The 12637-nt window shown below is 41.9% G+C and carries 9 protein-coding genes; 8 read left to right on the top strand and 1 reads right to left on the bottom strand.

Annotated features, from left to right (window positions below; translation table 11 throughout):
* Positions 1-64 precede the first annotated feature (64 nt).
* Positions 65-688 carry an HU family DNA-binding protein gene (locus HMPREF9009_RS04380; RefSeq protein ID WP_049701553.1) on the bottom strand — a complete coding sequence of 208 codons (624 nt, stop codon included), beginning with the start codon at positions 686-688 and terminating at the stop codon, positions 65-67.
* Between the two features lie 394 nt (positions 689-1082).
* Between HMPREF9009_RS04380 and HMPREF9009_RS04375 the strand changes: the two genes are divergently transcribed.
* The 8 genes from HMPREF9009_RS04375 (at position 1083) to HMPREF9009_RS04340 (ending at position 12504) form a co-directional block, all read left to right on the top strand.
* Positions 1083-1649, top strand: a complete 567-nt coding sequence (locus tag HMPREF9009_RS04375) for an RNA polymerase sigma factor (RefSeq protein WP_008023858.1) — start codon at positions 1083-1085, stop codon at positions 1647-1649.
* 148 nt (positions 1650-1797) lie between these two features.
* Entirely contained in the window at positions 1798-2745 is a 948-nt protein-coding gene (locus HMPREF9009_RS04370; protein WP_049701552.1) for a FecR family protein, read from the top strand.
* A gap of 222 nt (positions 2746-2967) precedes the next feature.
* Positions 2968-6222, top strand: a complete 3255-nt coding sequence (locus tag HMPREF9009_RS04365) for a TonB-dependent receptor (RefSeq protein WP_192918825.1) — start codon at positions 2968-2970, stop codon at positions 6220-6222.
* 5 nt (positions 6223-6227) lie between these two features.
* Positions 6228-7514 (top strand): RagB/SusD family nutrient uptake outer membrane protein, encoded by a 1287-nt coding sequence (locus HMPREF9009_RS04360; RefSeq protein WP_004313820.1) that lies wholly within the window; start codon positions 6228-6230, stop codon positions 7512-7514.
* A gap of 10 nt (positions 7515-7524) precedes the next feature.
* Complete coding sequence (locus HMPREF9009_RS04355; RefSeq protein ID WP_225450118.1) at positions 7525-8466, top strand: phosphodiester glycosidase family protein; 942 nt, start codon at positions 7525-7527, stop codon at positions 8464-8466.
* A gap of 12 nt (positions 8467-8478) precedes the next feature.
* Entirely contained in the window at positions 8479-10260 is a 1782-nt protein-coding gene (locus HMPREF9009_RS04350; RefSeq protein ID WP_049701550.1) for an IPT/TIG domain-containing protein, read from the top strand.
* Positions 10261-10266: 6 nt separating this feature from the next.
* The gene (locus HMPREF9009_RS04345; protein WP_008023851.1) at positions 10267-11526 is read left to right on the top strand and encodes an IPT/TIG domain-containing protein; all 1260 of its coding nucleotides are present in this window, start codon (positions 10267-10269) and stop codon (positions 11524-11526) included.
* 63 nt (positions 11527-11589) lie between these two features.
* Positions 11590-12504, top strand: a complete 915-nt coding sequence (locus HMPREF9009_RS04340) for a glycerophosphodiester phosphodiesterase family protein (RefSeq protein WP_008023849.1) — start codon at positions 11590-11592, stop codon at positions 12502-12504.
* The last annotated feature ends 133 nt before the right edge of the window (positions 12505-12637 follow it).

Raw genomic sequence — 12637 nt, 5'->3', positions numbered from 1 at the left:
GATGGACGATAACAGTATGTTTTAGACATACGAGCGCAAGTTAAACATATCCAATCAGAGTTCACTACTCGCCATCCGGTTCCTTTCGTGGCGGTGCTATAAAATGCATCTGATTACCCCGTCCCTCCCGCTTGATAATGCCTTCGGCTGCAAAAGATTTAAGATCATCCAATGCAGTATTCTTCAAACGCCCGGTAAGTTCTGTATAAGTGGTTCTTGTGATGAAGCCATGCTCTCCGATATATTGCAGGACGAGTTTCTTCAGGTTCTCCCTGTCCCACTTACGCGAAGTATTGAAATCGACACACTTTCTGCGCTCCAAATCTCCGCGAATACCTACACGCATACTCTTGGAAGCACGGAAATTCACCCCGTTGAAAGCTACGGAATCAGAACGAATATCATTCTTATTTGCTACCAATCGGGAAGCTTTCACTTTGGCTGAAAAGAAACCGAACTCTCCCAATTCGACGCGGTATCCTTCACCCAGATATTGCAATACATCCTCTTTCAGTTCCATAAGGATACCTTCTATCACTCCTTCCTTAAATCCGGTTCTCTTAGCAACGCCACGGTTCAATCGTTCTGCCGGAATCGTTCCACTGTAGACAATGTCGGCATACATTGTTTCCGTTTCTCCTTCCTTAGTAGTCAAGGCAGGCTTTTTCTTTAAATTGTAAAAGGCCATAATCTTATTGTTATATTTAAGACTTTTCAGTGCAGAGAATAAAGATTTTCAGTGCAGAGATTTATCATAGTTTATGCACTCGGGTAGTTGTCCAATTGTAACGGGACAATAGTCACCTTATAGAAAAACAAATATCACCTTATAAAGTGATATTTATCACTGCATAAGATGACCACTTGTCTTTGCAAGGGTAAAAAACAGTAAAGATACAAAATTAATTAGCGGAAAGCAAGAGACGGTACAATAAAGCTCAATATATGATTGTAATATGATTGCAAAATAAAATTCATCTGCCAACTACCGGACATCGGTTTCTCTTTATTTATTCACATAGATTTGTTTATTTCTAAATTATTTCAGTACATTTGCCTGACCTACTTCTATTACAGAAAGGATGAAAATAGACGAAATACAGTGCATAAAAGAACTACGCAACGGCTCTTACCAGGCTTTTACCCAGATTTATGAAGCCTACGCCGACCGACTTTACAGCTTTGTTCTTAAACAACTAAAAAATCGTTCCCTGGCACAAGATATTGTTCAGGATACCTTTTTACGCCTATGGGACAACCGTAGCCAACTGAATAGCTTTGGCAACCTGCAAGCCTTTATTTTCACTATTGCCAAACATCAGGTAATCGATTATTTCCGCAAACAAGTCAACGAACTACAATTCGAAGACTTTATGGAGTATTGCGAGAACCAAGAGAGCGATGTATCTCCAGAAGACCTATTATTGTATGATGAATTCCTGCAACAACTGAAGAAATCAAAGAATATTCTGTCACAACGGGAACGAGAGATTTATGAACTAAGCAGAGAAAAACATATTCCAGTCAAACAGATTGCCGAGCAACTGGAGCTTTCCGAGCAAACAGTAAAGAACTATCTGACTTCCGCTCTGAAGATCCTTCGCAGCGAAATAATGAAATATAATATTCTCTTTATTTTCTTCTTATAATATCGTCACTGCAACACATCACAAGGGGAAGGCAATAATATCTTCTCCCACAAAAAATATCTCTATCTGATTTTTATGTTATAAAACACAAAGAAATCATAGTACTCTCTTATTCCATTCACGTATAACCAATAGAAACACCTATAATATGGCTACACATTTTAAAGATTTATACCGCCGATATATGGAGAAGGGACTACCTTCTTCTGACTTGAGAGAGTTCAAAAAAGAACTTGACCACATACCGGATGAAGAACTTTGGAATACCATGATAAACATGGAAAAAGATTCTGCACCGGAAATCGGGATGCCCCCCATGATGAAAAAGCAGATACGTAAGGAACTTCATCAAATCATCTGGAGAAGACGCTGGTATCAATTTGCGAAATATGCCGCTGTCATCGCTCTACTCGTCACCTCTTCCTTCGGCATATATTCCTTATTCGATACTCCAAGTTCGCAACAAATGATAACTGCCAATGTAAAACCCGGCAGCAAATCAGAGATCATATTGCCGGACGGAACAAAAGTGCAACTGAATGGTGCCACTACCATCAGATATGACGTCAATGATACAGAACAACGACTCGTACATCTATCAGGAGAAGCTTTCTTCGATGTAGCCAAAAGCCCGGACTGTCCTTTCAGAGTCATGGTAAATGACTTCCAGATCGAAGTATTGGGAACTTCTTTCAATGTGAATACATATAAGAAAGATGTCATCGAAACCTCTCTGCTTACCGGAAAAATTAAAATATCCGGCGGCTCTCTCCCGCACGAATATACGCTTACTCCCGGTGAAAAAGCAACCTACTCCAGTGTAGACAAAGCCCTCAAAATTACAAAAGCTGATGTGCATGTAGAAACAGGCTGGTGTAATGATTATCTAATTTTCGACTCCGAGCCTTTAATTGATGTTATAGAGCAAATAGAACGGTGGTATGGAGTAGATATAGAACTAAAATATCCACAGATTGCACAAGATTTACTGTCCGGTTCTTTCCGCCATGAAAATATACAGAATGTTATCCATTCATTGAGCCTTCAGTATAAATTCAAATATGAGATACATAAAGATAAAATCATTATTTATTAACCTCAAAAGAAAGGAGCCTATGAAAGATATAATATAAGCTATTTAAAGAAAAACAACCAAAGAATCGCCCAATCCTTTGGTTGTATGAAAGTCGATAAAATTAATCCATTAAAACATGAAAAAATAGTATCAACTATGAATTACACAAAGTTAATTTTTTCCTTTAAAAAGAGGAGACATAATCTCCTTATTTTTAGAAACTTTACCATTTTGCTCACTGGAATGATTTTACTATCCACAACAGGAGCACTGGCACAAAAAGGAAATGTGTCGGTAAACATCAATAATGGTACGGTGAAAACATTCATAAAGGAGATCGAGAAACAAACCCGGTATACATTCGTTTATCGGAACAATGTCCTCAACGACCAAGCGAAAGTGACCGTCAACTGTAAAAATAAGCCTCTCGATCAAGTACTGTCACAAGTATTCACTCCATTAAATGTTTCTTATTCGCTTAATAACAATACCATAGTATTAGTGAAGCAAGAAGTGCAACAACAGAAAAAAAACGAAAAGAAAACCATCAAAGGTACTGTGACAGATGGAAAAGGCGAACCGATTATCGGAGCCAATGTAATACAGGAAGGTGGCATCGGGACAATTACAGATGTTGAAGGAAATTTCACCGTCACAGCAGACCTATCCAAGCCGTTGGAAATATCCTACATCGGATACAAAAAGAAATCTATCCGCATCGGTGCTTCACCGACAATCAACATAGCGCTGGAAGAAGATGCACACGTCATGGATGAAGTTATCGTCATCGGATATGGCTCCAAAACCAAGCGGGATGTTACCTCTTCCATTGGAACTTATAAACCGGGAGAAGTCAATGTCCGCCAGGTATTAGGTGTTGACGAACTGCTGCAGGGACGCGTATCCGGAGTGAATATAACGTCAGCATCCGGTGTACCGGGAAGTAAAAATCGGGTCAGTATCCGTGGAATCGGTTCAATTACCGCAGGTAACGAACCACTATATGTAATTGACGGAGTACCTATCAACAATACGTCAGGAGATACTGGTGCCTGGGGAGCACAATCAATGAACGGTCTAAATGATTTCAATCCCTCCGACGTAGAATCTATACAGATCTTGAAGGATGCAGCTTCCGCTGCTATTTACGGCTCACGTGCAACAAATGGTGTTATCCTGATAACAACTAAAAAAGGAAGCAAGGGACAGGCCAAAGTAAACATTGACACGAATGTTAGTTTCTCCAACCTGACCAGAACAGACAAACTGGATATGACCGACACTGATCTGTTTCTGGAAGTTCTGAACGAAGCTATCGACAACTATAATCTGCAAACCAACAGTACGCAGGCACGTATTGATAACCCTGCACCGGGAAAAGCACAGACAAACTGGCTCGATCTGGTACTTCGTACGGCTGTTACCTACACGACTACCGCGTCTGTGTCAGGCGGAACAGATAAAACGAATTATTACTTGTCCGCCAATTACAAACACAACGAAGGTGTAATTATCAACAATCAGCTCAAACGTTACAATTTGAAGGTTAATCTGGACACGGAAATCAAAAAGTGGCTCAAGGTAGGAACCGCCCTGAATTTAAGTTACTCGCGTAATAACCGCGTTCCCACCGGCTATAATATAGGAACCAGTGTCATTACCCGCGCCATCGAACAACGTCCATGGGATTCCCCTTATCGTCCCGACGGAGAATATGCTGTCGGAGGACAGGAGTTGGCCAACCATAACCCGATACAGGCTCTTAACGAAGAAGATGTATATATCGATAATTACCGTGCCCTCGGTTCACTCTATATGCTGTTTAACATAACGAAAGACTTGAACTTCAAAACTACACTCGGAGAGGATTTCAACTATACGGAAGAACACATTTATTACACAGCCGATCACCCCTATGGCAATAAAGTAGGAAAGCTTATTGACGGACGAAAATCTTATGCGAGTACTTTATGGGAAAACGTGCTCACTTATAAACACTCCTTTGAAGAAGATTTCTCTCTGGACGTCATGCTGGGGCATTCTATACAAAAGGATGTAACTTCCTCAGCCGCACAAACGGGTATCGGATTCCCCTCTCCTTCTTTTGACGTCAACTCTGTTGCTGCCGAATACTCGGATATAAGTACAGGACTTTCTTCATTCCTGCTCCAATCATTCTTCGGCCGTTTAAGTCTGAACTACAAGAACCGCTATTTACTAACGGGAACCATGCGTGCTGACGGTTCTTCCAAATTCATATCCAGCAATCGCTACGGATATTTCCCGTCTGTCAGTGCTGGTTGGAATTTGGGAGAAGAATCTTGGTGGAAATATCCACAAACCGATGTAAAGTTCCGCGCAAGCTGGGGTTGCACCGGTAATCAGGGAGGTATCGGCTCTTATGCTTATCAAGCATTAGCCGGTGGAGGATACAACTATAACGGTGAGAACGGTTTAGGACTGACTACTGCAGGCAACCGCGATCTTAAATGGGAAAAAGCCCAACAAGCTGACATCGGAGTAGACCTTTCTTTTTTCAGAGGTGCGATCACATTCACAGCAGATGCATTTATCAAAGATACCAAGGACTTGCTTTACCAAAAGCCAACTCCTGCTACATCGGGTTATACCAGCCAGGTATGTAATATCGGATCAATGCGTAATAAAGGACTTGAATTTACCTTAGGAGCCAACCTTAGCAAAGGTTCATTCTCATGGCATTCGGATTTCAATATCTCCTTTATCAGAAATAAACTGACTGCGCTTCTCGACAATAATGAGATATTGACAACCAGCTCGATGCACGCCCTTAAAGTCGGCGAACCGATAGGGTCCTTCTATATGATTAAGTGGAAAGGTATTTACCAGTCGGATGATGAAATTCCTGCCAAGATTTACGATCAGGGCGTAAGAGCAGGAGACTGTATTTACGAAGATGTGGATGGTAACGATGTCATAGACGAAAACGACAAACAGTTTGTCGGCTCGGCTAATCCAAAGTTCACCGGTGGTTTCAATAACACATTCAAGTACAAAGGCGTTGACTTGAGCCTGTTCTTTACATTTTCGTCAGGCAACAAGCTCTATGAACTGTGGACCGGAGGTTTACGAATGGGTAACGGTACATGGCCGATACTGAAATCAGCTGCAGAATCCCGTTGGACGGGACCGGGCAGTACTAACGAAAATCCGCGTGCCATTTATGGTTATACGTGGAACTCAACCAAGTTTGTCAATACCCGAATGTTACACGATGCATCTTATATCCGTTGCCGTACAGCTTCTATTGGATATACCCTCCCAAAAAGTTGGATTAACCGGATACATATCGATAATCTACGCATATATTTCCAGGCAGATAACCTCTTCATATTAACGAAGTGGCCGTATCTAGATCCGGAAGTAAATGTAAGCCTCTCTGCAACCAATATGGGATATGATTATCTCTACCCATCCCAACCGCGTACGTTTACAATAGGTGTCAATCTTAAATTCTAACAGATATGAAGAATTTTATTATATCGTTATTAACAGTATTATTGGTGTTTGCCACTAGTTGCAACGAAATGGACCAATATCCGCATAATGCCGTATCCAGTGATAACCTCACCGAGGAGGATGCTCAATTACTGCTTACCGGACTCTACTTTTATATACAAAACAAACCAACAGTCAATGGTTATCTTACACAAGACATTGTTGGCGGAGATCTTGTCCGCGGCGGAGCGACAGGACTGAAAGATCCGGTATTATTGGTAAAAGACCTGGTTACCCCTGAAAGCGGTTTCGTCAGCGGACCGTGGGATGGATTTTATACTGCTCTCTACCAAGTAAATTCACTGATTGTCGCAGTTGACAAATTAGCAGCCAGCCAGTCACGAAACGAGATACTGGGAGTAGCCAGTTTCTTCCGTGGTCTGATTTATTATCACTTGGTTACCCGCTATGGAGAAGTTCCCATTCTCGAAGCTCCTTTTTCAGGAGACATCGCAGCATCTACCGAAACAGAAGGATGGAGTTTTGTAGAAAAGAATTTTCAGGTAGCAATAGATTATGCTCCTACTTTTTCCGACAAGTATTACGTCTCAAAACAAGCGGCAAAGGCTTTAATGGCAAGAACCAAACTTGCACAAGGCAAAATGACTGAAGCTGCCAAACTTGCTGAAGAAGTGATAGGTGATGCCAATTTCTCACTTGCCGACTTCGACCAGATCTTCCGTGGAAAAGCAAACCGAGAAGAAATATTCTCGTTTGTCAATCTGCTCAATGAATCAAGCGTAAACTTGAGTGCTTCCCTCTATTCACGTGCTTCTGCCAATGGAGGTAGCTATACATATGCGCCGACGACAAAAGTGATGAATATGTTCGAACCGGATGATAAACGAACCGCCATATCAATTGATATGCAGGAAACAAATGAAGTCATTAATAAATATCCCGGTGGAGAGGTGACTACCGATCCGATCATTATTACCCGTTTGGGGGAAATGTACCTGATTAGTGCTGAAGCACAAGGACTTTCCAAAGGGCTTACCCGTTTGAATGAGCTTCGGAACTTCCGTGGTCTTCCTTCTGTACACCCTGCCACTGAAGAAGACTTCATAGATGCAATTCTCAATGAGAGACATACGGAACTACTGGCGGAAGGTTTTCGTTGGTTCGACCTTGTCCGCCTCAACCGCCTGGAAAGTGATCTCGGCTTTGAGCGCAAGTATAACAAATTACCTATTCCTGCCAAAGAAAGGTCTCTCAATAAACTTTTAAATCAAAATTCATATTGGGCTAACTAAAACAATGAAAATGATGAACTTATTAAAATACATGCAGATTCTGTCATTTGTATTACCAGTGGCTTTCTTAAGTTGCTCAAACGATACAATTGAAGACGTACATTATACCCCGCAAACAAAAATCGGTCAAAAACTATTAGCGGGTAGTGAAACAGTGGCACGTGTATATACCGATACCAGCTTTGTTGTTGCATTGGGAGTTACGGAAACAGATGTCCACTTTCAAAAGGCAGACAGCCGCTCTACTCATATATTTATAATCGACATTGATTTGAATGAACCGGGGGTTTCATTAGAAGTAGGTATGCCGTATGATGCGGATGTACGCAACAACTTCCAGCGGCAGACACTAACAGAAATGGCAGATTACGCCGACCGTCCGTGGCACCGGGTAGCTGCCATGATTAATGCTGATTTTTGGGATGTCAGTACAATGGATATCAGGGGGCCCATTCATCGCAATGGAGTGATCTTAAAAAACTCATTCATCTTTAAAGAAACACTTCCCCAACAAGCTTTGAGTTTTATCGCGCTGACGAAAGACAACAAAATGGTAATTGCCGACTCTGTGGAGTATCGTGGGATGCAGTACAACCTCAAAGAAGTGACCGGGAGCGGAGTTATCGTGCTACGGGATGGAGAAATATCCGGCGCAACTTATCCAGGTATTGATCCGCGTGCTTGTCTTGGATATTCAGATGATGGTCATGTCTACTTCATGGTGGCTGACGGACGTGTAGAGTTCTATTCATACGGACTTACTTATCCGGAAATGGGTTCAATAATGAAAGCATTAGGGTGCTCGTGGGCTGTGAACCTGGACAGTGGCGGTTCTGCCCAAATGCTTATACGACATCCGATAGCGGATATATTCCAAATACGGAACCGGCCTTCTGATGGACAGGAGCGGCCTGTGGTAAATACGTGGATGGTAACAGTCAATGAACCTTAAAAAACAGAAAATATGAAGAACTCAATATTTATTTTATCTATCCTATTTTGTTGTAACTTGTTCTGTGGATGTTCGGAATCGGACGAATCCGATTCCCGACAATTTCCTCCGAAACTCATTTCCATTATTCCGAAAGCTGGATCGACAGGAGGTACCGCAATTATTTCAGGAGTTCATTTTTCTGAAACAGCAATTGATAATGAGGTATTTATTAACGGAGTACAAGCGGAAATTATCGATGCAACCCAGAATCGTTTAGTGATTGCTCTTCCCAATAATCCGGAAGGTACTTATTCAATCAAAGTTAGTGTAAAAGGGGAAGTTGTAGAAGGACTCAAATTTACTTATGCAACACCTCAAGACCCACCTGAACTTGCTGTATTACAGGTTATGCCCTCCTCTGCCTATGCAGGAGATTTAGTGACACTGATCGGTCAGTGTTTCAGCACAGTGGTATCAGAAAATCAGGTGACAATCAACGGAGTGACTGCTGAAGTTAAAGAGGCGACTTCCAGCCAACTCAAAATTATCATTCCCGACACCGAGGAAGGCAGTTACCCTATCCGTGTGAGAATTGGTACTAAAGAAGCTGAAAGCCCCCTGTTTACTTACCTTCACACAGTGACATTAACGACCTCTTCTCTAACCCCCGCACGTGGAAAAGCCGGAGAGGAAGTGGTGATTTCAGGAGAAGGATTTGGAACAACGGTCGAAGAGAACATGGTTTCCATAAACGGAAAGCAGGCAACCGTAAAAGTTGTAACCGCAACAACGCTAACCATTATTGCTCCGGAGAATCCTTCCGGTACCTATCCAGTCAAAGTTACTGTCGCAGATAAAACGGTAGAGAATCTAAGTTTCACCTACGAAGATTTATCTTACACAGTTGCAACAGTAGCAGGTAACTCCGCAACTACCTCTACTGACGGTAAGGGAACGGCTGCCTCTTTCAAATTCCCGCAGGGACTAGCTCTCGCACCCAATGGTGACATATGGATTGCCGAAAGAGGAAATAACGTCATCAGAAAAATGGATCAGGAATATAATGTTTCAACTGTTGCCAAAAGTGGCACCGTTACATTTAATGCTCCCTGGCAAGGTGGTTTCGATCTCTCGGGTATATATTATGTAGCCAATAAAGCTTTGAATAATATTATTAAGATTACACAGGAAGGCACTTGCTCTGTGTTCTCCACCGAAACAACCTTTAAAAGTCCGATGAGCGTCACTTTTGATAGTAACGGTAATATGTATATCGCGGACCGCGATAATAAGGCAGTAAAGAAAATAACATCCGGGGGTACTGTAACTAACTACGATATGTCTTCACTCAAAGCCGGTCCCAATTGTATGGCGGTAGATAAGAAGGGAAGAATTTTTGTAGGTACCGGCGGTACTTATCAGCTGCATATGTTCGATACGGACGGTACACTAAAAACTGTATTCGGAACTGGCGTAGTACCCACTGCCGCGACTTATTCTGATGGTGAACAGAACGACCTGGCAAAAGCAACCATGGGGGCAACATTCGGCATTGCATTCGGCCCGGATGAGGTACTTTATATCACCGATTATACAATGCATACCATACGTACGCTAACACCGGATGCAGAAGGCGACTATACGAAAGGAACATTAAAAACAATAGCCGGTATTCCGGGAACGAAAGGTAAAATTGATGGTTCTGCCCTGACAGCTACATTCAATTGCCCTGCAAGCGTACTGGTTTCGGATAAAGTATATATCGCTGATGAGCAAAACCATTTGATTCGTACCATAACAGTAAATAAATAAAAGACTATGAGAAAGATATACATATTACTGCTCGCCTGCTCACTCTTATCATTGTTTGTAGCCTGCAATGATAATGACTACAAAGCGTCAGTGACAGAGCTTAGGCTGGTCCTCGTGAAACCCACCAATGTTTATTCCGGTGAAATAGCTACAATACTGGGACGTAATTTCAGCACGGTGCCGGAAGAAAATGCTGTTTTCATCAACGACCAGCAGGCAACCGTTATAGAAGCCTTCAAGGACGAACTGAAAATAATATTACCTGAAATGGCTCCGGGAAAATATTCCATCCGCGTCAAATCCCCCTCGGGTGAATTGACAGGCCTCGAGCTCAATTATCTGAAAACACCGGATCAGGAATATATCGTTCAAACAATCGTTGGACAGAAGGGAGTATTCGAAATGACAGACGGAGTCGGTACGGAAGCCACAACCAAGCTTCCCACTGGTATCGCTTTTGCTCCGGATGGCAGTTTATGGTTTACAGAACGAGGATACAACTATATACGACGTATCTCTCCAGACTTCCTGGTCACTTCACTCCTCGATGTGGCAGTAGACGGTAGCAGTGCTATCTGGCAAGGTGGATTCGATTCGAAAGGAAACTATTATTTCATCGACAAAGGAAAAGGAATGTTACGGAAAATAGAAACCGGCAGTATGTCTGTTTCAACCATAGCATCCGAAATGAAGAGTCCAATGAATGTTACATTCGATGATGAAGATAACATATATGTATCGGCACGCGACAATAAGGCGATTTATAAATTCACACCTTCAGGTACAAAAACAACTTTCGCCACTCTTAACGTATCTCCCAACTATATTGTGTTCGACAAAAACAAGAATATGATTGTTGGTACTTCTAATGGGTATGTGTTGATTCAAATCAGTCCAGATGGCACGCAAAAAACAATTGCAGGAGACGGAGTAAAAGGACAAGAGTATTATGACGGAGAACCCGGTAATCCGCTTAGTGCAAAAGTGGGTGCTACTTTCGGGGTAGCCGCCGGTTCAGATGGATGCCTGTATCTTTCGGATAACACGTACAACTGCATCCGCAAACTAACTCCTGACGCAAATGGAGACTACTCGAAAGGAACGCTGGAAACCATCGCTGGTTCTGGGAAAGCAGGTTTCTCCGACGGAAAAGGACTGAAGGCTACCTTCAACCAACCGTATGAAATCATAATTACGGAGGACTGTAAAACAATGTATGTGGCAGGCGCCGTCAATTACCTGATTCGCCGCATTACTGTCAAATAATAGCGAGCACCCGGGGCGATGCCCCGGGTGACTTTTACCATCATTAATGAATTCTATTAAGTTATGACGAAAAAACTTTTTTTCTTACTACCTATTCTGCTAACCGCATTTTCCATCAGCGCACAAACAAGGACTGATAAACTTTTGAAAAATCTACATGATAATGAATCGAAGTATATCTTTGTTATCGCTCATAGAGGAGACTGGCGCAATGCGCCGGAAAACTCCCTGCAAAGTATCGAAAAAGCAATTGCAATGAAAGTTGATATGATAGAACTTGACATACAACCGACTAAAGATGGCAACTTTATTTGTATGCACGACGAAACTCTCGACCGTACTTCTACGGGAAAGGGACCGATAAAAGATTATACGACCGAGGAACTGAAAAAGTTCGTCCTACGCAGCGGCAACGGAATCAAGACCCGCCAACCAATCCCCACACTGAAAGAAGCATTAAATGTCTGTAAAGGCCGTATTCTTGTCAATATAGACAAAGGAGGTACTTACATAAAAGAAATTATGCCTATCATCCAGGAATGTGGAATGGAGAAACAGGTCATCATCAAAGGATACTATCCTGTAGAGAAAGTGAAAAAAGAGTATGGCTCCAATGAAAGCATGCTTTATATGCCTATCGTTAATTTATGGGATAAAGAAGCAGTTGCCACTATACAAACTTTTATCAAAAACTTTACCCCAATTGCTTACGAATTATGCTTCAAAGATGATGCAAATCCGAATCTAAAAATAATAGATGAAATCGCTAAATCAGGTAGTCGGATATGGATGAATACTTTATGGGATAGTCTATGTGGCGGACATGATGATGAAAATGCTCTATTGGAAAGTAAAGATAAACATTGGGGCTGGATGTTAAAGCATAAAGCAACAATGATACAAACAGACCGTCCACAAGAACTTATTCATTATTTGGAGGAAAAAGGATTGAGAGATCTGGAACAATCTTCTCTATAAGTCATTCGAAACATCTTATTTATTAAAGAAGTAGCGAGCTTCTTGTTTTCAGGAACAACTTAACACATTTGCAAAAAAAAGGTCAATTCACCCCCATGAATTGACCTTTATTTCTTCTTATTTCTTTCCGTTA

This window comes from Bacteroides sp. 3_1_13 (genome assembly GCF_001185845.1).
Classification (GTDB): Bacteria; Bacteroidota; Bacteroidia; order Bacteroidales; family Bacteroidaceae; genus Bacteroides; species Bacteroides xylanisolvens.
The sequence above is the reverse complement of the archived record's forward strand: the minus strand, read 5'-3'. Positions and strand labels throughout refer to the sequence as shown.